Raw genomic sequence first — 22,703 nt, 5'->3', positions numbered from 1 at the left:
GTTGCTCCGCAAGTCCACCAGGGCCCGCTGACGGATCACTGTGCCGACCGCTGACGCGCGATGTCAGCGGGCGTCGCCGCCGGGTCCCTTCCGCGCGTCTCCGCGCACCTCCGCACCCGTACCGTCCTCCGGCCAGGAGTCACCTCGTGCTCACCGAAGACCTGCTCAAGACGATCACCACGTTCTATCTCGGCCTGCACGCCCACCCCGAGCTGTCCGGGGAGGAGGAGCGGACGGCCGCCGGGTTCGCGGACCTGCTGGCGGCGGAGGGCTACCGGGTGACGACCGGTGTCGGCGGCCACGGTGTGGTCGGCGTGCTGGAGAACGGCGAGGGCCCGCTGGTCATGATCCGCGCCGAGCTCGACGCCCTGCCCGTCGAGGAGCGCACCGGGCTGCCGTACGCGAGCCGGGTGACCGCGCCGGTGCCCGTCATGCACGCCTGCGGCCACGACCTCCACCTGGCCGCCGCGGCGGGCGCGGCGGGCGTGCTGGCCCGGGACAGGGGGCGGTGGCGGGGCACGCTGATGGTCGTCGGCCAGCCCGCAGAGGAGACCCTGAGCGGGGCGCGGGCCATGCTCGACGACGGCCTCTACGCGCGCTTCGGGCGCCCGGACGCGGTGCTGGCCCAGCACGCCGCGCCGCTTCCCGCGGGCATGGTCGCCCACGGCGCGGGCCCCGTCACGGCGGGCGGCGTCACCCTCCGGGCCGTGATCCACGGGCGCGGCGGGCACGCGGCCGTGCCGCATCTGGCGGTCGACCCGGTCGTGACCGCCGCCGCCACGGTGCTCCGGCTCCAGGGCGTGGTCGCCGCCGCGACGGCGCCGGCGGAGCAGGTCGTCCTCACCGTGGGCGAACTGCGCGCGGGCGACCGGGCCAACGTCGTGCCCGACCGCGCCGAACTGGGGCTGACCGTGCGCGGCTTCTCCGAGGACGCGCTCGACCGGGTCTGCGCGGCGGTGCGCCGGGTCGTACGGGCGGAGTGCGCCGCCTCGGACTGCCCCGAGCCGCCGGAGATCACCGTCGTGAACCGCTCCCCCGTCAACCTCCCGGACCCCGGCCTGACCGCCACCGTGCGCGCGGCCCATGTGGCGGCCTTCGGCGCGCCCCGGGTCGCGGGGTGGCCGCCGGCCATGGCCACGGAGGACTTCCCGCTGTTCGCTGCGGACGGGGTGCCGACGGCGTACTGGATGCTCGGCACGGCCGGCCCCCGCGCGTGGGCGGCGGCCCCGGGGACGTCCGCGGCGGAGAAACTCGCCGCGCTGCCGCCGAACCACTCACCGCTCTTCGCCCCGGACGTGCGGATCGCGCTGCCGACGGGGGTGACGGCGCTGGTGACGGGGGTTCTGTGCCGGCTGTCCGGCTGATCCTTCCGGGTGGCGTCCCGCCCCGGCCCCGCTCAGAGCACGTCGTGGCGCAGGAACGGATGCCGGCAGGTGGGCCGCTTGCAAGGCCCCATGCCGCCCGTCGCGGGCGCCTCGTACGCCGGGCACGGATGCGATGTGAACCGGCACTTGAAGCAGAACGAACCGCTCTCGTCGTCCGGGTCGCCGAACCCGGCCAGCCGTGAGCGGGCGTCCAGGTGGGCCTTGCGGAGTTGTTCCTCGGCGCGGTCGAGGTCGGCCTCGATCTCGTCGCGCGCCTTCTTCTGGGCGTCCGTGAGGTGGTCGTCGGGTGACATGGCTGGCTCCTCGGGAGGAGGGGGATGGTCTGCGACGTGCTCCGCACCGGGCCATCAGGACACGTCACCATCATCGCGCGCCGGCCCCGCCCGCGCATGGCGGCGGGCGCCGCCTCCGGGAACGCCGAAGGCCGGGCGCCCGCCGCGTTTCCGCGGTCGGGGCCCGGCCTTCCGGGGGGATGTACGAACCGGCGCGCGTCAGCGGCCCGGTTCTCGTGCCGACCGGCCTCAGACCGCCGCGGGCGCCGGGGCGGCGTCGGTGCTGTCGGTGGCCTCGGCGGGCTCCTCCGCGCCGGGGACCCGGTGCAGGCCCTTGCGGTCGTAGAAGCGGGTGACGCCGAAGCCGAAGAGGACCGCGACGACCAGGGCGATGCCCATGGCGGTCCAGGCGCGGGTGAGACCGGCGTCGGCCTGGGCGTCGTAGTACAGGATCGAGCGCATGCCGCCGGTGATCTGCCGGAGCGGCTCGAACTCGCCGAGCGCGCGGAAGAAGTCGGGCAGCGCCTCCAGGGGCACGGTCGCCCCGGAGGAGGGGACGGCCATGGCGACGAAGATGATGGCCGAGAGCAGCATGCCGGGGGTGCCGAAGGCGGCGAGCAGGGCCAGCGCGCTCAGGCCGACGACCGCGATGGTGCCCACGGAGTAGAGCCACAGCAGGCCGAGGTGGGAGGCGTCCATGTCGAGGATGCCGACCGTGGCGAACTCGACCAGGGAGCCCATGACCACCGAGAAGGCGAGCATGAGGACGGAGCCCACGGCCAGGGTGCGGACCCGGCTGGTGCGCTGGAGGGGCATGCGCTGGCGGAACGGGCCGAAGTCGCTGTGCAGGTAGCCGAGCGCGGTGTCCACCTGGGAGGTGATGACGTTGGCGCCGAGCATGCCGCAGACGAGCAGGACCAGGGCGTAGTAGAAGGCGCTCAGGCCCATGGCGCTGTGCGAGCCGAGCGGGTGGCCGTCGGCCACCTCGACCGTCACGGGGTCGGCGAGCATCAGCTGGGCGGCCGGGGCGAGCTTGGCCCCCTGGGCGTTCGCGCGCTTGAGGAGGTCCTTGCCGAGCTGGGCGGACGCCCCGTGCGCGGCCTTCTGGTTCGCCTGGCTCGCCATGGACGAGCCGATGCTGCCGGCCGACTGGTTGGTCAGCACGGTCAGGACCGGCCGGACCGGCTGCTTCTGCTGCGGGGCGGTGAGCCCCGTCACCGTGGCGGTGAAGTCCTTCGGCACGACGAGGGCGCCGTAGAGCTTGCCCTGGCCGAGCCGCTTGTCGGCCTCCTGCCGGCTGAGCACCTGCCAGTCGAAGCTGTCGTTGCTCTCGGCGTTCTTCTTGATGCCGGAGACCACCTGGTCGCCGAGGTTGACGTGCTTGCCGCCCGTGTCGGCACCCTTGTCGCTGTTGACCAGGGCGACGGGCAGGTCGCGCAGGTTGCCCTTGGGGTTGACGTTGCCGCCCACGTAGAGCAGGGCGAACAAGGTCGAGACCACCGCGACGATGAGTCCGGTGCCTATCCACAGCCGGGGGCTGCGGAGCACGGACGGGTGCTGAGGGGAAGGCATGAATGCTCCGGTGCGTAACACTACGTAACTGGATACTTGAGGTATCTAGTGCTAGATAGTGGCAGTATCGAGTTGAGGTGTCCAGTCGTGTCCGGTCGCCGGCGGCAGGCGCCCGGCCGCACCACCAGTCGAGGAAAGCCGCATGAAGATCTCGGAGCTCAGCCGCACGACCGGTGTGCCGGTCGCCAGCATCAAGTACTTCCGCAGGCAGGGGCTGCTGCCCGCCGGCCGGGCGACGGCCGCCACGCTGGCCGAGTACGGGGACGAGCACGTCCAGCGGGTCCGGCTGATCAAGGCGCTGACCACCCTGGGCGGGCTGTCGATCGCCGCCACTCGCGACGTCCTGGCCGCGGTCGACGGGGCCGACAGCCCCGACGGCACCCTCAAGGCGATCAGCTACGCCCTGCCGGTGCCGGTCGCCCAGGCCCCGGCCGAGGACGCCGACCAGGAGGCGGCGGCCGAGTCGGCCGCGGCGGCCGACGCGGCGGCCCTCGTCGCGGCCATGGACTGGCGGGTCGCCGCCTCCTCGCCGCACGTCCAGGGGCTGACGGCGGCGCTGCGGGAGCTCCGGCGGCTCGACGCGGGCTATCAGCCGGACCGGCTCGTCGCCTACGCGGAGCTGGCCCACGCGGTCGCCGGCCTCGACCTGGAGCGGGCGGCCGGCTTCGACGACTCCCCGGCCCTGGCCGAGCAGGCGGTCATCGTCCTCGCCCTCTCCGGGCCCGTGCTCGAACTCCTGCGCAGGCTGGCCCAGGAGGACCGGGTCCGGCGCCGCATGGGGCCCGAGGGGAACGGTGATGTTCTGCTGTGACGTCCGGCCCGGGTCAGCGGCGCACCCGCGGCATGCCCAGGCCGAGCCAGGAGATGATCTCGCGCTGGATCTCGTTGTTGCCGCCGCCGAAGGTGAAGATGACGGCGCTGCGGTAGCCGCGCTCCAGCTCGCCGTGGAGGGCGGCGCCGGCCGAGCCCTCCTTGAGGGGGCCGGCGGCGGCGAGGATCTCCATGAGCCAGGCGTAGGCGTCGCGGCGGGCCTCGGAGCCGTAGACCTTGACGGCCGAGGCGTCCTGCGGGGTGAGCTCGCCGCGCTGGAGGGCGTCCACCATGCGCCAGTTGAGCAGCTTCATCGCGTCGAGCCGCACGTGCGTACGGGCGAGCCGGCCGCGCACCCAGCCGAGGTCGGCGACCCGGCGGCCGTCGGCCAGCTTCGTGGCCGCCGCCCAGTGCTGGACGTCGCGCAGGGCGCTGATGGCGGTGGTGCCGTGCGCGGCGAGGGTCACGCGCTCGTGGTTGAGCTGGGTGGTGATCAGCCGCCAGCCCCCGCCCTCCTCGCCGACGAGGTCGGCGACGGGCACCCGGACGTCGTCGTAGTAGCCGGCGGTGGTGCCGTGGGAGGCGAGCGTGCTGATGGGGGTGCAGGAGTAGCCGGGCGAGGTGGTGGGGACGAGCAGGATGCTGATGCCCCGGTGGGGCGGGACACCCTCCTCCACGGGTGCGGTGCGGACGGCCAGCCAGATCCAGTCGGCCGTGTCCCCGTTGGTGGTCCAGATCTTCCGGCCGTTGACGACATAGGTGTCGCCGTCGCGCACCGCGCGGGTGCGCAGCGAGGCCAGGTCGGTGCCGGCGTCGGGCTCGCTGTAGCCGATGGCGAAGTCGAGCTCACCCGAGAGGATGCGCGGCAGGAAGTACGCCTTCTGCTCGGGGGTGCCGAACCGCATCAGGGTGGGTCCGACGGTGTTGAGCGCCATGAGCGGCAGCGGCACACCGGCCTGCGCGGCCTCGTCGAAGAAGATGAACTGCTCCATGGGCGTCATGCCGCTGCCGCCGTACTCCTCGGGCCAGCCCACGCCGAGCCGGCCGTCGGCGCCGAGCCGGCGGATGGTGGCCCGGTAGAAGCGCTTCTGCTCGGCGGGGTCGAAGTGGCGCGCGTGCGCGTCGCCGGGCACCAGCTCGGCGAAGTAGGCGCGCAGTTCGGCGCGGAACCGCCGCTGTGCCGGGGTGTACTCGAGGTCCACCGTGCCCTCCCGGGTCTCGCCGCCGCCGTGACGGCGCACACAGTAGAACCGGTTCCAGAAATACGGAAGGGCGGGGGCGGCCGGCGTGGTGCCGGATCCCGCCCCCGCCCTCCCGGACGGTTCGCCGGTGCCGCGGTCAGCGGCCCGCGTGCTTGCGGTGCCGCCCGCCGGAGCCGGCGGGCGCGCCGGACGGCCGGCGGCGGCTCTGCGGCACCGAGCCGTGGGTGTGGTGGCCGGCCTCGGCCGCCGCGAGCTCGGCCCGCTCGCGTTCCAGGCCGAAGCGCTCCATCAGGGGGATCCGGTGCAGGTTCGGCAGCAGCCAGACGTGCCACAGACCCGTGACGAAGGTGATCGCCGAACCGGCGATCAGCACCGAGCCGAAGGTGTCGGTCGGGTAGTGCGCGCCGACGTACATCCGGGAGAAGGCGACCAGCAGCACGGCGAGGACGCCGCAGACGAGGACGGTCCGCCGGTGCCGGCTCTCGCGGAGGAGGAAGTACGCCGCGATGACGACGGAGACGGTGAAGGCCGTGTGCCCGCTGGGGAAGCTGTTGGAGCCGATCTCGGGGTCGAGCATGAACTCCCGCGGCGGCCGGGGACGGGCCACGACAGCCTTCGCGATCTGTGTGCTGTTCCAGCCGACCGCGACCACGAGGAAGGTCGCGGCCGCCTTCGTCGGCCGGCGGCGGACGAACAGCAGCCAGCCGCTCCAGATCGCGAGGATGATGACGCCCGCCACCGGCGAGGCCAGATAGCTGACCCCTTCCATCACGTGGTTCAGCCACTCGGCGCGGGTGTGGATCTGGATCGTGCGGTCCAGCCGGAGGTCGTGCGGCTGGATCAGTTGGGTGTGCGCGGCGACCATTCCCAGCGCGATCGCGACCGCGAACAGCAGAATGGAATTGCGCAACCAGTGGCGCACGTACGGCATCGGTGGGGCGTCCTTTGTATCGGTAGGGCGGTACCGGCACGGCAGTACACGCGAAGGTGACGAATGCGCGCCGCGCGGATGTCCTCGGCGCGGCTGTACGGCAAAGCTACACGCGCCGCGGACCCGCTCCTCGGGGACGCCGGTCCCCGCCCGTGAGCAGGGACGATGCGTGAGGGAGTTATACCTGACGGTCACCGCCGGGGCGGGGCCCGGGGTGCGGGTTCAGCCGATCGTGGCCCCCCGGGTCAAGGCGCCGGTCAAGGCACCGCCCGGCGGGTCGCGCGGCCGGGCGCCGGGGCCGGGCCGACGCGGTGGCGGAGCTCGGCCGCGCCCGCTCCGGTGAGCCGGTCGAGGCCGGCCGGGCGGCCGGTGAGGGCCAGCAGGATCGCGGCGATGGGCCCTTCGACGTCCCGGCCCTCCCCGGCCACCCACACGGCGTCCGTGGCGGCGAAGCGCAGGCCGTGCAGGCGCTTGCGGGCGTGGAAGGGGAAGCCCATGGTCCAGACGCGGGTGGCGGCGGCCGCGGCCGCCGGCGGCGGCATCTCCCGGGGGCGGCCGAGCGGCAGCGCGATGTCCTGGCCGTGCACCAGGAGGTCGACGAGGGGCTCCAGAGGGGTCGTGCCCACGGCGTGGCGGCGTGATCCGGCCAACCCGCGCAGCTCGGCGGCCAGCGCCGCCGCGGGGCGGTGGGCGGCGTAGCGGCGGGCCGTGTCGCGCACCATGCGGTCGAGGCTGCCGCGGGCCCGCAGGAGGCCGATCAGCACGGCCCCGGGGCCGGTGCGGGACAGGGCGAGGTGCGCGGCGACGTCGCGGACCCGCCAGCCCTCGCACAGGGAGGGCCGCTCCCACTCCTCGTCGGAGAGCTCGTCCAGCAGGTCGGCGAGGCCCAGCCGCTCGGTGTCGGTCGCCTGCCAGATCTCGTCGGTGTCCATCGGGCTCACCCCCTCGCACAGCGCGCGCGACCAACTGTCCATTTTAGCCGGATTTCGAGTGGAACAACCCTGTTCCTTCGGTGCCACTCCGACCCCGGGCGGGCCGCCGGCCCCTCGCGGCCCCCTGGCCGGATCCGGACCCCGCCCGGTCAATTCCGCTCAACGGTACGACCGTTGACGGAGTCCTGCCCCGTGTACACCTCCGACCGGACACAAGGAACCGCACAGCACCGCACAGCACCGCACAACCGCACAGCACCACACCGAACGCACACGGGAAGAAGGAGCGGGAACGCATGAGCATACGTACGGTACGCAGGGCACTGGTGGGGGCGCTGGCCACGGCCGCGGTGACCGCGGGGGTCCTCACCGTCCCCGCCTCGGCCGCCGCGGGCGGCCACGACCCGCACGCGGCCACCCGGGCCGCCATGGAGGCCCAGGTGAAGGCGGGCATCCCCGGGGTCCTGGGGCAGGCCCGGGACGGCTCCGGGGTCTGGAAGGCCGCCTCCGGGGTCGCGGACCTCACCACGCAGCGGCCGCGGCAGGACCAGGACCGCTTCCGGATCGGCAGCGTCACCAAGGCGTTCGTCTCCGTCGTCCTGCTCCAGCAGGAGGCCGAGGGCAGAATCGACCTGGACGACAAGGTCGACGACTGGCTGCCCGGCACCGTCCGGGGCAACGGCCACGACGGCCGGCTGATCACCGTCCGGCAGCTGCTCAACCACACCAGCGGCATCTACAACTACACCGACGACCCGGAGTTCCGGAAGACGATCACCACCGGCTTCCCCGAGCACCGCTACGACACCTACACGCCCCGGCAGCTGGTCGGCATCGCCACCGCCCACGCGCCCACGTTCCGGCCGGGCAAGGCCTGGGGCTACTCCAACACCAACTACGTCCTCGCCGGGATGATCGTGGAGAAGGTCTCGGGCCGCTCCTACGCCCAGGAGATCGAGCGGCGGGTGATCAAGCCGCTGGGCCTGCGCGCCACCACCCTGCCCGGCACCTCGTCCGGGCTGCCCGGCCCGCACGGCCGCGGCTACAGCAAGCTGGAGGACACGCCCGACGCCAAGATCTACGACACCACCGAGCTCAACCCCTCCTGGGGCGGCGCGGCGGGCGAGATCATCTCCACCGCCGGCGACCTCAACCGGTTCTACCGCGCGCTGCTCGGCGGCGAGCTGCTGCCGCGCGCCCAGCAGCGCGAGCTGCTCACCGTGGTGCCCGTCGGGAGCGCGGGCCCCGGCGGCTACGGCCTCGGCGTCTCCAAGGTGACGCTGTCCTGCGGGACGGACGTCTGGATGCACTCCGGTGGCATCCACGGCTCCACCACCCTCGCGACGTCCTCGGCGGACGGCCGTCACACCAGCGCCTTCAACCTCAACGGCGACTGGACCGGTGACCTCGACGCCCTGGTCGAGGCCGAGTACTGCGGTACGGAGGCCCGGCCCTCCGCCGCACCCGGCCCGGTGACGGCCCTGGCGGCCCTGACCGACCTGCGCTGATCCGGCCGGACCGGCCGGGAACGCGTGACGGCTCCCGCCGGACGTCCCTGGGGACCTCCGGCGGGAGCCGTCGTACATACGGGGGCCTGGTCAGCCCTGGCAGACGCCGCGCGCGTAGTCGAAGGTGGCGGTGGCCTGCGAGTACTGCCACTGCGGTGCCAGCAGCTTGGCGTCGAGCTGCTTGGCCGCGTCCGGGCTCTCCACCATGTAGCCGAAGTCCTGGAGCCACGACGGGTAGAGGTTCTTCGAGCCGACGTAGAAGGCGGAGCCGTCCACGGAGACCAGCTTGTGGTGCTGGGCGTAGGGGTGGCCGTCGGCCCACTTCGGGTTCGCGGAGCTGCGGAAGGTCGCCAGCTGGAGGTTGGAGCACATGGCCGTCTTCGCGGAACCCTGGTCACCGGTCAGCAGGGCGAGGCGGTTGCGGAGCAGGTCGCTGACCTCGTTCAGGGACTTGATCTGCGAGTAGCCGCCGCTGCCGACCGCGCCGCGGTTGGCCGGGTCGCTGACGACGATGCGGACCTTGACGCCGGCGGCCATCTTCGCGGCGAGGGCGTCGTAGAGGCGCACGTCGTAGCGGGGCAGCGGCGGGCAGGTCGCGTTGAGGTCCTGCTGGGAGATCTCGATGTGGCTGCTCGCGCTGGCGACCAGCGCGCGCAGGGCGCTCTCCTCGGGGTTGACCGTGTCGTAGTCGCGGTCGGCGTTGGTGCGGTCGGGCAGGCCGACGACGCACTTGGTGTCGGACGCGGTGGGCAGCGTCGGACGGAAGGAGGAGGACGGGTCGCTGTCCTTGATGCCGACGCCGAGGCCGCCGACGGCGATCACGGGGACGTCACCGGTGGGCTTGGCCGCGCCGGCGTTCGCCTCCTTCTCCATGGCCGGCATGCAGCCGGCGCCGTTGGAGGACGCGAACCAGACGCTCGCGATGTTGCTCTTGTTCTCGCACGTCCAGGACCAGAGCGTGTCGAGGTACTTGCCCGCGGAGCCGGCGGCGGGGCCGGTCAGGGCGAGGTCGACGTCCGACACCGGGTGCGCGGTGTCGAGGTAGTCGTCCTTCCAGCTGTTGATGCCGCCGGTGATCGCCGACTGGCCGTCGACGACGAGGAGCTTCGAGTGGTTCCACGAGAAGGCGGTCTTCGACGTGGTCATCGAGGCGACGTTCAGGGTGACGTTGCCGGCGGCCTTGCCGAGCTTGGACACGAGCTCGTCGCGGTACTTCGAAGGCAGCACCGTCGCGTGGTAGACCGGCGCGGCGCCGACGAGGACGCGGACCTTCAGCTTGTTCCCGGACTCCGCCGAGGACTTGAGGCCGGCCACGATCGCGTCCTGGAACGCGCCGTTGGGGAAGGGCGCCAGCGTGGATATGTCGACGGTGCGCTGTGCCTTGGAGATGTTCTCGGTCATCTTGGCGAGCAGCCGCTTGGTGCCGGGGCGGTCGGCGCACTTGTCGTCGCCCCAGCAGCCGGGGGTCTGGAGCAGCCAGTCGGCGGGGTCACCGGCGGAGGCGTCGAGCTTGTTGCCCGCGGTGCGCTCCCACACGCTCCCTTCGAGACCGGGCGAGACCTGACGCAGCGTCTTCTCGACGGCGTCCAGGTGCGGGGTCGGGGAGCCGGAGTCGGCGACGGCCGGGGCGGCGGGCAGCACGGCGAGAGCGACGGCCGAGGCCGCCGCGCACCCGGCGAGGCGGTTGAGACGGCGTAGCCGGTGGCGAGCCATTTCGCATCCTTATCGAGGTGTCAAGAACGGGGGTGTGTCGATGGGCGGGACGCGGGGACGGCGTCTCGCGGATCCGCGTCCGCCGGTGACGGTCGGTACGCGCAAGATCAACTCCTTGAAGTTACCAGTCCGGAAGGGGTGCTTGGACACCATGGGGCAAGCCGGAGCGAGCCCGGACGGGTCCAGGGATTTCTGGATTCAGCCCTTGACAATTCCCATGGAATCCCCTGTTCCAGCGGCTCGGGGGTGCGGGGCGGGGTACCGAACCCCGACTCAGGTAGGGGTCGTTCGTACGCCTCGCGGAGGAGTCACACCCCGGATCGGGGCCCTCAGATGTATGCCACACAGGCTTCCGGGCTGATTACCCGCCCCGCCGCCACGGCCTAGATTTCTTGATCAACGGTGGGCGTTCCCCGCTCCCCCCGGATCCAGAAGTGAGGCAGGCATGTACGGCAAGGCTTTCGCACCCGAATACCGGGGCTCCCTGGGCGACCTCTCCGTGAACGCGTCGCTGGAGGAGGTGCTGGCGAAGGCCACCGAGCAGCTGCGCAGAGCCGAACGGGGCGGGAGCGACCTGGAGTCGGCGCACGCCGGACTGGCCGTCGCGGAGGCGAGCCGCCGGCTCGGCCGGGTCGCGGAGGCCGAGCGGGCGTGGAAGGACAGCTACCGCGCCGCCCGGCGCGCCGCCGACCTGGGGGCGATGGCCTGGGCGGTGTGGAGCGGCGGCACCCTGGCCCGGCAGCGGGGCGACCTCGCGCTGGCCCGGCGCTGGCTCGCCACCGCCGCCGAACTCGCCGAGCGCGGCGGGGACATCGTGGCCCGCGGCTACTCCCTGGCCGGGCTCGCCGAGACCGGCCGGATCCAGGGCGACTACCAGGCCGTCGGCGAACTGCACGAGAAGCTGCTGGCGGAGGCGCGCAAGCGCGGCGAGGCCCGGCACACGGTGTGGGCACTGGAGGGCATCGCCCAGATGCACCGCAACACCGGCTCGTACGACACCGCGCTCGCGATGTTCGAGGAGGCGGCCGAGATAGCCGGGCGGGCGGACGACGCCCGGGGCCGCGCGTGGGCGCTGCGCGGCATCGCCGATGTGCGCTCCGCCCGCGGGGAGACGGAGCCGGCGCTCGCGCTGCTGTCCGAGGCCGAGGCCGCCTGCCGGGAGATGCGGCTGGTCAGCGCGCTGGCCTACAACCACAAGATGCGCGGCAACGTGTTCTTCCGCGCGGGCCGCTACGAGGAGGCGAAGGAGGCCTACGCCGGCGCCCTGGAGGAGTTCCTGGCCATGGACGAGCCGCGGGGCGCCGCGCTGGCCCGGCTGGGGCTCGTGAAGTCCCGCGCCCGGCTGGGGCGCGCCGCCGAGGAGACCGCCGCCGAGCTGGACGAGCTGCACCGCACGCTCGGCGGGATCGGCCTGCTGCACGCCCGGGACATGGTCGACAAGGCCCGCGCCGAGCTGGGCCTCACGCCCGTCGGCGCGGCGGCCGCCTGCTGAACTCCCCCGCTCCGCGCCTTCCTCGGGGCGCCCGGCGTCCGCCGCCGACCGGCCCCGCCCGAGAAGGTCACGCTCCGGCCCCGCTCACGAACGGCCTCCGCCCGAGAAGGACACGCTCCGGCCCCGGCCACGACCGGCCCTCGTCCACGACCACGGAAAGAGAAGCTCCCATGACCTCGCAGACCGGCCTCCAGGTTCCCGTGCCACCCGCCCTCGACCGCTGCCGGAGCCTGGTGGAACCCGCCCTGACCACGGCCGTGCGGAGCCTCCACCCGCTGCCGCGCCTGATGACGTCCTTCTCCCTCGGCTGGTGCGACGCCGACGGCAGGCCCACCGCCGCGCCCGGCGGCAAGGGCATCCGGCAGGCCCTCGCCGTCCTGGGCACCGAGGCCGTGGGCGCGCCCGGTGACCTCGCCGTGCCCGCCGCGGTGGCCGTCGAGCTGGTGCACACCTTCTCGCTGGTGCACGACGACATCATGGACGGCGACGAGCGGCGCCGGCACCAGGAGAGCGCCTGGAAGGCGTTCGGCACCGGCCCCGCGGTCCTGACCGGCGACGCGCTGTTCGCGCTGGCCGTGCGGACGCTGGCCGGCGCCGGCGGCGACCACAGCGGCACGGCCGTCCGGCACCTCGCCGAGGCCATGGGCGAGCTCGTCCACGGACAGGCCGACGACCTGGTCTTCGAGAGCCGGCCCTGGGTGGGCCCCGACGCCGTCGGCATACCCGAGTACCAGGCGATGGCCGCCCGGAAGACGGGCGCCCTGCTCGGCTGCTCGGCCGCCCTGGGCCCGGTCCTGGCGGGCGCCCCGCCGCTGCTGGTGGGCGCGCTCTCGGAGGCCGGGCGGCAGCTGGGCCTCGCGTTCCAGGCCGTCGACGACCTGCTGGGCATCTGGGGCGACCCGGCGACCACGGGCAAGCCGGTCCACAGCGACCTGCGCCGCCGGAAGAAGACCCTCCCGGTGCTCGCCGCCATGGCCCTGGACCCGGCGGCCGCCCGGCACCTGGTGGGGCTGCTGGGCTCGGGGATGCCGGTGGACGCCGACGACGCCTACCGCGCGGCGGCGGTCGTCGAGGAGGCCGGGGGCCGGGAGTTCGCCCTGGAGGACGCCCGCCGCCATGTGGCGTCGGCGCGGGAGTGCCTGCGCGCGGTGCCGCTGGCGGAGCGCGCGGCGGACGAGATCGCCGAGATCGCCGAGTACCTGCTGGACCGCCGGCTGTGAGCTAGCGGGCGGTGTGCCCCGCCGGTACGGGCAGCGGGGTCGCCGCGCAGGTGGTGTCACGGTCCGGTGCGGCGCCGGTGAGGAGGTAGCGGTCGACGATCGCGTCCACGCAGGCGTTCTTCTCCAGGTACTGGCCGTGGTCGCCGCCGGTGACGGTGACCAGGCGCGAGCCGCGCAGCGCCCGGTGGGCGCGCCGGGCGCCCTCGTAGTAGGTGGCCGGGTCGTGGAGGGAGTTGAGCATCAGGACCGGCGGCAGCCCCTCGCCCGTGACGTCGACGCGCGGCGCCGTGCCGGCCGGCCAGGCCGCGCAGGTCGCGGCGAAGGCGAGCGCGCGGGCGCCCATGAGCGGGTACCTGGCGGCGTCCTCGGCGGTCTGCCGCACCCACTGGGCGGTGTCCCGGGTCCACGGGGTGTCGTTGCAGGTGACCGAGAAGAACTCGGCGAGGAACTCCTTGCTGAGGTAGCGGCCGAAGATCAGGTCGACGTTCCGCCGCTCCTCGTCCGTCGCCGTGTCCCAGTGGTCGAGCGCGGCGAGCGCGCCCGCGAGCAGGGGGAACGTCCCGCCCTTGTAGAGGGCCAGGATCGCGCCGTTGTCGAACTGGTTGGGCGCGAGCGTCCTGCCGCCGCCGATCGTCAGCGGCCGCGCGCCCAGGGCGCGGCGGCGCTCCTCCCACCTGGCCTTGGCCTCGGCCGGGGTGCGCCCGTAGTGGTACACGTCGTCGTACCGCGCCAGCCAGGGCAGGAAGTCCTCCTCGAACCGGCGCTGGAAGCTCATCGGCTGCCCCTTCTCGAACTCCTCCCAGGTGCCGTCGAAGGCGATGTTGCTGTCGAGGACGACGCGTTCGACGTGCCGGGGGAAGAGGGTGGCGTAGGTCGCGCCGAGCTTCGAGGCGTAGGAGGGCCCGTAGTAGGAGATCTTCCGCTCGCCGAGCAGGGCGCGGTACAGGTCGACGTCGCGGGCGGTCTGCTCGGTCGTGAGGTACGGCAGCAGGTCGCCGCTGCGGGCCTGGCAGCCGGCCACGAACTTCCGGGAGTTGTCCAGCACGCGGCGGAGGGCGGCGGGCGAGCGGTCCCGGAAGTCGCCGGCGAAGAAGTCCGCGAACTCGGCGTCGTCCTGGCAGCTCACCCGGGTGCTGCGGCCCACGCCGCGCTGGTCGAAGCCCACCACGTCGTAGACCTCGGCGATCTTCGGCGCCGCCTTGACGAAGCCCGTGGGCCGGATCAGCCCCTCGCCACCGGGCCCGCCGGCCGCCATCAGCAGCGTGCCGCGCCGCCGCGCCGGGTCGGCGGCCCGCTGCCGCGACACCCGCACGGTGAGGTCGGCACCGGCACCGGGGTGGTGCCAGTCGCGCGGGACGGTCATCGGCGCGCACTCCAGCGTGGCGCCGGGCGCGCAGGGCTCCCACACGAGCCGCTGCGCGGTGTAGCGCTCCGGCACGGGCGCGGGCACGGCCGCGGCGGGCCGGGCGGCGGTGGCCGCCGGGCACAGCGCGGCGGCGATCGCCACCGCCGCCGCGCCGGTCACGCCGGCGCGGGTCCACCGCGCCTTCCTGGTGCCGATCCTGATCCTGGTCCGGGACATCGATCCTCCTGGGCGTCGTCGTACGCCCTCGATGTTCCGGCCCGGGAAGAGCGCGATCGATCCCGCTGGTATCCGTCTCCGAGGTGGCACCAGCTTCACCATGGCGGGAGGCGCGGTGGAAGCGGCGCCGTGCGGCGGCTACTTGAGGAAGGTCACCTCGGGGTGCCGGGCGGACGGCCGGTCGAGCAGCGGGCTCGGCACGCCGCGCAGCTGACGGTCGAAGAAGGCGGCCACGTAATCCCTGGTGAGGGACGTGGCCTTGGAGGCTGCCAGGGTGCCGAGGGCGCCCGGGCGGTCCTTCTCGGGGAGCTGGGCCGGCAGGCCGAAGCGGTCCACGATCCAGGGGGCGTCGGTGAAGGTGAGGTGCCCGCCGTCGGGCACGTCGAGCCAGCGCTTCCAGCCGGTCAGGTGGCTCCAGGTCTGCTCCCAGTTCTCCTGGAACTCCGGCGACGCGCCGCGCTGCGCGCCCAGCAGCAGGACCGGCTTGCGCAGGCCGGCGGCGGGCGGCTCGGTGAAGAAGTTGCCGTCGAGGTTGACCGCGGCGTCCACGCGCGGGTCGTCGCGCATCACCTCGACGGCGCTCGCGCCGCCGATGGAGTGCCCGGCGACGCCGATGCGCCGGGCGTCGACGCGCGGCACCGCGCCGGGGCGGGTGAGCTGGTCCAGCACGAAGCGAAGGTCCTTGCTGCGGTTGCGGACGACGGCGCCGGTGTCGGGCTTCCCGCAGATCAGGCAGGTCTCCATGCGCCCGCCGGGGAACTCCACGGCGGCCTCGTAGGTGTGGTCGACGGCGGCCACGGCGTAGCCGCGGGACGCCAGGTCCTCGCCGAGCGCGGTGAGGGTGAGGCGGCTCATCCCGAAGCCCGGGGACAGCACGACCAGCGGCCGGGCCTTCGGCGCCGGGCGCGCGTCGGTCACGGCGTGGGCGCGCACGTCGCCGAGCGCCTCGGTGCCGAGGATCTGACGGGACAGCGCCTTCGACGCGTACGGCGCCTTCTCCCCGCGCGAGGGCAGGGCCGGGTACCACATGGTGACCATGAGTTCCCGGGAGCCCGCGGCGGGCTTCCACGGGTCCGGGCGCGACGGGTCGACCAGGTGCAGCGTCCTGGTCCCGATCGGGGCGCGTGTGGTGGGGGCGGGTACCTCGGCGGTGGCGCGGGCGGGTGCGGACGACGACGGCGCGGCGACGGCGGAGGTCACGGGTGCGGCGGCAAGGGTCATGAGCAGCGCGGCGGCCACGAACGACCGCCGCGAGGTGGATGTCCTCAACATGATCATCACCGTAGATCACCACCGGATCGGAGGCATCGGCCGCGGGGTGGAGTGACGGCCGCGCGGGCCCGCCGCGGCGGGAGAATCCCGGCGTGCGGCTCCCGGGGCTGCTGAAGGCCGGGCCGCCGGCGCGGGAGGGGTAGCGGAGGGCGGGGGTTTCCTTCGCGGGGCGGCCCCCTGACGGCCCTTGCCCCGAGAACGACGTCGGGTCAGGGGCAGCCCGAGGCGGTAGCGCGTTCGGCGCGACGGGCCACCGCCCGCAGGACCTCGATCCTGATGTACGCCGCTCCGCCCAGCTGGATGAGCAGCCAGTAGGCACGGAAGGCGCGCCGGGCGTGGGCGTCGGTGGAGCGCACCCGGGTCTCGAACGACAGGAGGGTTCCGCCGGTGCCGGGGACGACGCTCAGGCTCAGGGCCGCTTTGGCCCAGCCTGGCTCGTCGAACGCGACGAACGCCGCCGCGTCCCCCGGGGCGACCGGGGCGGGCCGGGGACGGACCCTCCAGAACCGGGCGACCATGCCCTTGACCAGTTCCTCGCCGTCCACGGTGACCAGGGTGGGGGTGGGGAAACCGTCGATGAACGGCCCCTCGACCCGGCCCCGGCCACCCAGGCGCAGCCGCATCAGCGTCCGGTAGACCGGCAGCTCTGCGGCGGTGACCTCGGTCAGCGCCCGCCACACGGTCGCCGGGTCCGCCGCGATCCGCCGGGCGAACCGCGAGCGGAGGTCGTACGCGGGCAGGAGCCGGTCGAGTTCTCTCGCACCACTCCGCCGGCCCGGCACACCAAGCTGTCGGTTCACGCACCCATCACTACCGTGGACGCTCCCCTTCCCTCACGACACCACCGGATGCCACCCGATAGGGGTGGCCCCGCCCGGAGCAACGGGAAAGGGCGGGACCGGGGAGAGCCCCGCCGCGGGCGCCGCCCCTACTGACCCACCGCCGCCTCGCCCCCGCTCAGCGCGATCTCCGCGAAGCTCCGCAGCGACTCCGTGCCCGGCGCGAAGTACCCCGTGTGGCCACGCGCCCCCGTCGACGGCACGAGCCGGGCGCCGAACGACGCCCCCGTGGGATCCGCCCCGTGTCCGAGGCCGAAGAGCTCGACGTTGGGGACCTTGCCTATCCAGTCCGCGCCGTTGCGCCGCACCGCCCACACGCGGGCGCCCGTGTGCAGCCCGGCCGCGGTGTCGGCGCGGACGCCGGGGCTGCCGAGCAGGACGAGGTCGCCGGCCGTGTTGCCGTCGAGGGCGTGGGCGGCCAGGCCGCAGACGACCGAGCCGTAGCTGTGGCAGAAGACCGCCGGGGCGTGCGCGGCGCCGAGGCCCGCGAGGAAGCGTTCCAGGCGAGGGGCGCCCGCCGCCGCGAGCCGGCCGGTGGCGGCGTCCAGGCCGAGGCCGACGGGGGTGGTGTAGCCCGCCCAGGCGATCACCGCGTTGGGCGTGCCCGGGGCCTGCCGGGTCATCTCGGCCCGCAGCGACGCGGCCATGCCGGCGGGGGTGCCGTAGCGGTCCTTCGTACGGTCGAAGGAGGCCAGGTCGATGTCCGAGCCGGGCACGACGACGGCCGTGCGCCGGGCCGCCGCCCAGTCCCCGTAGACCTCGGCGAGCTGGCCGCGGCCGCGCGGGTCGAAGGCGAGGATCTGCCGGCCGGGCGCGAGCAGCCGGGAACAGCGGTCGGCCTGGGCGCGGGCGCGCTCCCGTTCCCCCGGGGGAGGTCCGGGTCGGCGGCGCGGGCGCGTGCCGCGGCGCGCTCGGCGGTGATGGCCCGCGCGTTGGCCTCGTACCGCAGGGGTACGGGCGCGCCGTCGAGGTTGCCGACGACGAGGGGGTGACGGGCGGCCAGCTCGTGCCGCCGGGTCTCACCGAGGCCGGCGAAGAACGCGGCGACGTCCCGGGGCGCGGCCGTGGCCGGGTCGGGCAGCTCGCGGCCGAGGGAGTGGTCGGCGCGCCAGGCCGCGGTACCGGCCGGCGGGCCGGTGACGGCGGTCTGCTCGTCGGCGACGGCCCAGCCCGCCGTGCCCGCGACGACGGTCGCCGTGAGCGCGGCGGCGATCAGCGAGCGCTTGAAGCGGCCCATGGATGTCTCTCCCTCGTCCTGTGTGGTGACGGAGGGAAAGTTAGGAAGGGAGTGACGGACGGGGCGTCACACCAGGGGGCCAACCCGGAGGTGATACCGCAGTAGGGGGTCGGCGACGCCGGGGGCGCGGGCCGGCGCCGCGCCTCCCCTCCCGGGTGATACCGCCCCGCACGGCCCGGAACGCGCCTGGTCCCGGCCCTACAATCGCCCGGTGCTGGATGTGAGTACGCGCCGTCTCCGCTGCTTCCTCGCCCTCGCCGAGGAGCTCAGCTTCACCCGGGCCGCGGGCCGGGTGCGGCTGGCCCAGCAGGCGCTCAGCCTCCAGATCCGCAAGCTGGAGGAGGGCCTCGGCGTGCGGCTCTTCGAGCGCACGACCCGGCAGGTGTCGCTCACGGCGGCGGGCGCCGCGCTGCTGCCGGAGGCGCGGCGGGTGGTCGGCGCGTGGGAGCACGCGCTGGCGGTGCTGGACGAGTGCCGGCGGGAGGCGGTGACGCTGCGGCTCGGGTTCGTCGCGGGCGCGGCCCTGGAGCTGACGGGCCCGATCCTGGACGAGTTCGCCCGCCGCCGCCCGGAAGTCTCTCTGGTCCAGCGGGAGTTCCACCGGGACGACCCGTCGGCGGGGCTGGGCCGCGGCCTGGTCGACGTGGCGTTCGTCCGGCCGCCCTTCGGGACCGCGGGCCTGTGTCTGCGGGAGCTGCTGGTCGAGCCCCGGGTGGCGGGCCTGCGGGCGTCCCATCCGCTCGCCGGGCGGGAGTCCCTCTCCGTCCGGGACCTGCGGGACCTGCCCGTCGTGGCGGTCCCGCACCCGGACCCGGTGTTCAGCGACTTCTGGACGCTGACCCGGCCCGGCGACGGCGCCGGGCACGGCGGCCCGCGCCGGGTCACCATGGAGGCGGCGACGCCCGCCGAGGAACTGATGCTGGTCACGACGGGCCAGGCCTTCACCGTCACGGCGCTGTCGGCCGCCCGTTACACACCCCACCCCGAGATCCGTTACGTGCCCGTCCGCGACATCGAGGGCTCGGCCCTGGCCGTCGCCCGGCGCCGGGACACCGACTCGGAGCTCGTCGAGGACTTCGTCGCGAGCGCGCTGGCCGTGCGGAACCGCGAGCAGGCGGTCGTACGGGCGATCCGCGGCGAGACGGAGTGAGGCGGACGGGGCGGAAGCAGGGCGGCAGGTCAGTAGGCGGCAGCCCGTGAGCGACGGCGCCCGGACCGGGTCCGCCCCCTCGCCCTGACCGCCTCGGCACGGGCTTTTCCCCTCTCCCCCCACCGCCCTCCCGGCAAGATCGAGCTCCGTTTCGACACGCCTCCGCGACCGCCGGACGACCTTCCGTGAGCACCGCGGCGGGCGCCGGTACGTGTTGCGCAATCGCCTGGGAACCGACGTCCGGCCGACGCACGGCTGTTACAAAACAGCAGGGAAACAGCAGGTTGCGGATCATAGGATCGAACTCATGACCAGTGGGTGATTAGTTCTATTCACCCCGTTGCTTTGTTGAGTTTGATCACCGCGCGCGCATGGCGTTGGCGCAGGAGAGTAGGGGACACACCTGTGCCAGGGCACATACCGCGGCGACGCGTGCTTCAGGTCGCCGGTGGCGGCATCGTCGTCGGAGCGGGCGCGGTGGGCGCCTGGCAATGGCTGGCCCCCGAGGCGAAGCAGGCCGGCCCCAAGGGCGCCTCGGCCCGTAACGCCAAGGTGGCGGCCTCCGAGTCGTTCGTGCACGTCATCGCCCACCCCGACGACTCGCTCTACTTCATGAACCCGGAGCTGGAGCAGTCGATCCGCAGCGGCGCCCCGTCCGTGACCGTCTGCCTCACCGGCGGCGAGTCCGACGGCCGCAACGCGCTCTCGAACACCCGCGACTACCGCAAACTGCCGGAGCGGCGGCCGGAGTTCGTCCGCGCCCGGCTCAACGGCTTCCGCGAGGCCACGGCCCGGATGGCGACCGGCGACTCGCTGAGCCCGTGGGAGGTGGAGACGCTCACGCTGCTCCCCGGCTTCGAGGTCGAGGTCCAGACGCTGCGCGCGGCCCCCCAGGTCCAGCTGATCTTCCTGGAGCTGATCGAGGCCCGGACCCTGCGCAACCCGCGCAAGGAGAGCCTGCGCGGCCTGTGGCTGGGCGCGGTGCCCAACCTGACCACGCTCAAGCCGGCCGCCACCCCGGTCACCCGCACCTTCCGGTACGGGCGCCAGGAGCTGATCGACACCCTCGTCGCCGTGTTCGAGCGCTACCAGCCGACGGTCGTGCGCACCCTCGACCCGAACCCGACGCACGAGCCCAAGCAGCGGCACTTCCCGAACACGCCCCCCGTCCTGGAGGGCATATCCAAGTACGACCACCAGGACCACACCACCTCGGCGTTCTTCGCGCAGGCCGCCCTCGCCGAGTACTGGGGCCGCAAGCACTCGCGGCCGACCGCCGTCGAGAGCTACATCGGCTACGAGGTCTCGCAGCTGCCCAGCAACCTCGACCGGGCCACCACCGACCACAAGGTGAAGTTCCTCGACACCTACGGCTGGGCCGACGGCAAGGACTGCGGCGACTCCGCGGGCTGCGGCGACCGCAAGGTCGGCGCCCGTTCCAAGGCGGTCCGCTGGTCGAACAACTGCCGCCACCGCGCCCCCGGCACCACCCGCTGGGTGCAGCCGCTGCCCGACAAGCGGCTCGCGGCCTTCGCCCTCCTCGACGGCGCCGCGCACTGCTGGACCGAGACCAAGCCCGGCAGCGGCGTCTGGTCCTCGGCCGCCCCGGTCGCCGGCCCGATGCTGGAGGGCCAGGTGCAGGCGGTGCGCCACACCGACGGCACCCTCCAGCTCTTCTCCGTCCGCACGGTGCTGCCGGGCAAGGAGAAGGGTGACCGGACCCACCGGCGCGAGGTCGTCACGACCCGCCAGACCGGGATGAGCTCCGGCACCCCCACGTTCGGCGCCTGGGAACCGCTCGGCTCCCCCGAGACCGAGGACCGGCGCTCCATGGAGATGGGCTACCCGGTCGCGGCCGTGGGCAAGGACGGCACCGTCCACGTCTTCGTCCGCACCTTCGACGGCGGGGTGGCCTTCCGCGGCGGCGCCGGCGGCAAGGACTGGACGGAGTGGGAGACGCTCCCCTCCCCCGGCCCCGAGCCGAGGACCATCGACGGGCTCGACGCGGCGGCCGACGAGCAGGGGCGGATCCACGTCCTCATCGCCGACACCCGCACGGTCCACCACTGGATGTCCCAGGAGCCCGGCGGCACCCCGCAGCCGGCCGAGCCGACCCGGCTGCCCACCTGCACCGGTCCGGTGACCCTGGCCGCGCTCCCGAGCGGCGGCATGCGGGTCGCCATGCGGCAGCCCGACACCTCACGGGTGATCGTCGCGGACCGGCCGGAGAACGGCTCCTGGAAGGTGTCCGCCCAGTGCGAGCCGCTCGGCGGCTACGAGCGCGTCGGCATCGCCCAGGCCGGGAACACGACCGTGCTGGCCGACCGCGACAGCAAGGGCCGCGTCCGCCTCGCCGCCGGCTCGGGCCGCCCCGGGTCCTGGCAGGACCAGGGCATCCCGTACCGCGGGACGCCGGGCATGGTCCAGGACGCGGAGGGGCGCGTGGTGACCGTGGTGCTGGGGATGGACGGCAAGCTGAGTTCCGCGCGTCAGCGGGGGGCCGGGGCCGGGGCGTTCACGGCGTGGGCGGCTCATGACGGCAGGACGCAGGGGACGTGGCGTCGTAGGGCGTCGCGGGAAGGGGCGGGTGGGGGATTCTTCCCCTGCCCGCCCCCTCCCGGTTCCCGGGGCTCCGCCCCGGACCCGGCCCTACGCGCCCAGACGGTCCACGATCAGCTTGTTGATCGCCGCCTGGTGGTTCGCCAGGAAGAAGTGCCCGCCGTCGAACACATGGAAGTCGAACGGCCCCTCCGTGTGCTCGCCCCACGCCTTCGACTCCGCCAGGGTCACCTTCGGGTCGTCGTCACCCGTGAGGGCGACGACCGGGCAGCGCACCGGGTCCCCCGGCTCGTAGACGTACGTCTCGGCGGCGCGGTAGTCGGCGCGGATGGCCGGGAGGACCATCCGCAGCAGCTCCTCGTCGCCGAGGACCTTGGTGTCGGTGCCGCTCAGGCCCTTCATCTCGGCGATGAGGCCGTCGTCGTCGCGCAGGTGGACGGTCTCGTGGCGGTGGGCGGACGGCGCGCGGCGGCCCGAGGCGAAGATGCCGGCGAGGACCGTGCCCTTCTCCCGCTCGAAGCGCCGGGCGACCTCGAACGCGACCGACGCGCCCATGCTGTGCCCGAACAGGGCCAGCGGCTTGTCCGCCCAGGGCAGCAGCGCCTCGAACACCCGGTCGGCGAGGTCGGGGATGTTGTCTATGAGCGGTTCCTTGCGGCGGTCCTGGCGGCCCGGGTACTGGACGCACAGCACGTCCACGGACTGCGGCATCGCCTGGGACACCGGGAAGAAGAAGCTCGCGGAACCGCCCGCGTGGGGCAGGCACGCCAGCCGGACGCCGCTGTCCGGACGCGGGTGGAACCTGCGGATCCAGAGGCCGTTGTCCTCGGTCTTGTCGATCACGGAACGTTTTTCCTTCCAACGGGAATCAGGGCGGGCGGAGAAGGGCCGCGCGGGAGGCGGGGTACGTGACGGGCCCCGCCGCGCCCGGCCCGGGCCCGCTCATTCTGGTGTTCCCCCGACCCGTCGTGCCACAGCCGATCCACGGGACGGGCGCGCGCCTCGCGCGAGGCGCGCGCCCGGGACC

At 74.0% G+C, this 22,703-nt stretch carries 16 protein-coding genes and 2 pseudogenes; 7 read left to right on the top strand and 11 right to left on the bottom strand.

All coding sequences use genetic code 11. The features are described 5' to 3' along the window. The first annotated feature begins 146 nt into the window (after positions 1-146). A complete protein-coding gene (locus tag SMD11_RS29005; protein ID WP_234366201.1) occupies positions 147-1,364 on the top strand; it encodes an amidohydrolase in 1,218 nt (405 codons plus the stop codon). A 32-nt stretch (positions 1,365-1,396) separates the two neighbouring features. Here SMD11_RS29005 and SMD11_RS29000 read toward each other — a convergent pair whose 3' ends face one another. Continuing rightward, positions 1,397-1,678, bottom strand: a complete 282-nt coding sequence (locus SMD11_RS29000) for a hypothetical protein (protein WP_087929256.1) — start codon at positions 1,676-1,678, stop codon at positions 1,397-1,399. A 228-nt stretch (positions 1,679-1,906) separates the two neighbouring features. Beyond that, entirely contained in the window at positions 1,907-3,229 is a 1,323-nt protein-coding gene (locus SMD11_RS28995) for a YhgE/Pip domain-containing protein (RefSeq protein WP_087929255.1), read from the bottom strand. A 142-nt stretch (positions 3,230-3,371) separates the two neighbouring features. Between SMD11_RS28995 and SMD11_RS28990 the strand changes: the two genes are divergently transcribed. Then, positions 3,372-4,040, top strand: coding sequence for a MerR family transcriptional regulator (locus tag SMD11_RS28990; protein WP_087929254.1), 669 nt, complete (start codon positions 3,372-3,374; stop codon positions 4,038-4,040). A gap of 13 nt (positions 4,041-4,053) precedes the next feature. On the opposite strand, the gene SMD11_RS28985 is transcribed toward SMD11_RS28990, so the two are convergent. From SMD11_RS28985 to SMD11_RS28975, 3 genes are all read right to left on the bottom strand, one after another. Beyond that, on the bottom strand, positions 4,054-5,241 hold the full coding sequence (locus tag SMD11_RS28985; RefSeq protein ID WP_087930789.1) for an acyl-CoA dehydrogenase family protein: 1,188 nt from the start codon (positions 5,239-5,241) through the stop codon (positions 4,054-4,056). A gap of 136 nt (positions 5,242-5,377) precedes the next feature. Then, positions 5,378-6,172 (bottom strand): phosphatase PAP2 family protein, encoded by a 795-nt coding sequence (locus SMD11_RS28980; RefSeq protein ID WP_087929253.1) that lies wholly within the window; start codon positions 6,170-6,172, stop codon positions 5,378-5,380. Between the two features lie 257 nt (positions 6,173-6,429). Further along, positions 6,430-7,146, bottom strand: a complete 717-nt coding sequence (locus SMD11_RS28975; RefSeq protein ID WP_234366200.1) for a maleylpyruvate isomerase family mycothiol-dependent enzyme — start codon at positions 7,144-7,146, stop codon at positions 6,430-6,432. Between the two features lie 254 nt (positions 7,147-7,400). Between SMD11_RS28975 and SMD11_RS28970 the strand changes: the two genes are divergently transcribed. Continuing rightward, a complete protein-coding gene (locus SMD11_RS28970; RefSeq protein WP_199843973.1) occupies positions 7,401-8,612 on the top strand; it encodes a serine hydrolase domain-containing protein in 1,212 nt (403 codons plus the stop codon). A gap of 90 nt (positions 8,613-8,702) precedes the next feature. On the opposite strand, the gene SMD11_RS28965 is transcribed toward SMD11_RS28970, so the two are convergent. Then, complete coding sequence (locus SMD11_RS28965) at positions 8,703-10,325, bottom strand: phospholipase D-like domain-containing protein (RefSeq protein ID WP_087929251.1); 1,623 nt, start codon at positions 10,323-10,325, stop codon at positions 8,703-8,705. Positions 10,326-10,770: 445 nt separating this feature from the next. Between SMD11_RS28965 and SMD11_RS28960 the strand changes: the two genes are divergently transcribed. Together SMD11_RS28960 and SMD11_RS28955 are read left to right on the top strand one after the other, a co-directional pair. Beyond that, the gene (locus SMD11_RS28960) at positions 10,771-11,817 is read left to right on the top strand and encodes a tetratricopeptide repeat protein (protein WP_087929250.1); all 1,047 of its coding nucleotides are present in this window, start codon (positions 10,771-10,773) and stop codon (positions 11,815-11,817) included. Positions 11,818-11,987: 170 nt separating this feature from the next. Beyond that, entirely contained in the window at positions 11,988-13,037 is a 1,050-nt protein-coding gene (locus SMD11_RS28955; protein WP_087929249.1) for a polyprenyl synthetase family protein, read from the top strand. Position 13,038: 1 nt separating this feature from the next. Here the strand turns inward: SMD11_RS28955 and SMD11_RS28950 are convergent, their stop codons facing one another. The 4 genes and pseudogenes from SMD11_RS28950 to SMD11_RS28935 form a co-directional block, all read right to left on the bottom strand. Then, positions 13,039-14,619: an alpha/beta hydrolase gene (locus tag SMD11_RS28950; protein WP_087929248.1), complete on the bottom strand. Its 1,581-nt coding sequence runs from the start codon at positions 14,617-14,619 to the stop codon at positions 13,039-13,041. A gap of 138 nt (positions 14,620-14,757) precedes the next feature. Next, entirely contained in the window at positions 14,758-15,891 is a 1,134-nt protein-coding gene (locus tag SMD11_RS28945) for an alpha/beta hydrolase family protein (protein ID WP_234366199.1), read from the bottom strand. Positions 15,892-16,100: 209 nt separating this feature from the next. After that, positions 16,101-16,691, bottom strand: a complete 591-nt coding sequence (locus SMD11_RS28940; protein WP_159395371.1) for a hypothetical protein — start codon at positions 16,689-16,691, stop codon at positions 16,101-16,103. A 128-nt stretch (positions 16,692-16,819) separates the two neighbouring features. Then, positions 16,820-17,967 (bottom strand): annotated as a pseudogene (locus SMD11_RS28935) (alpha/beta hydrolase). 211 nt (positions 17,968-18,178) lie between these two features. Here SMD11_RS28935 and SMD11_RS28930 point away from each other — a divergent pair. Both SMD11_RS28930 and SMD11_RS36595 read left to right on the top strand, forming a co-directional pair. Beyond that, entirely contained in the window at positions 18,179-19,117 is a 939-nt protein-coding gene (locus SMD11_RS28930; RefSeq protein ID WP_087929246.1) for a LysR substrate-binding domain-containing protein, read from the top strand. A 318-nt stretch (positions 19,118-19,435) separates the two neighbouring features. After that, positions 19,436-20,236: pseudogene (locus SMD11_RS36595) on the top strand (PIG-L family deacetylase); the annotation flags it as partial. A gap of 1,530 nt (positions 20,237-21,766) precedes the next feature. Here the strand turns inward: SMD11_RS36595 and SMD11_RS28920 are convergent. Continuing rightward, a complete protein-coding gene (locus SMD11_RS28920; RefSeq protein ID WP_087930786.1) occupies positions 21,767-22,519 on the bottom strand; it encodes a thioesterase II family protein in 753 nt (250 codons plus the stop codon). Between the last annotated feature and the right edge of the window lie 184 nt (positions 22,520-22,703).

The sequence above is a fragment of the Streptomyces albireticuli genome, from assembly GCF_002192455.1.
GTDB lineage: Bacteria > Actinomycetota > Actinomycetes > Streptomycetales > Streptomycetaceae > Streptomyces > Streptomyces albireticuli_B.
Note: the sequence above shows the minus strand (reverse complement) of the source record. Positions and strands in the feature narration are given on the sequence as shown.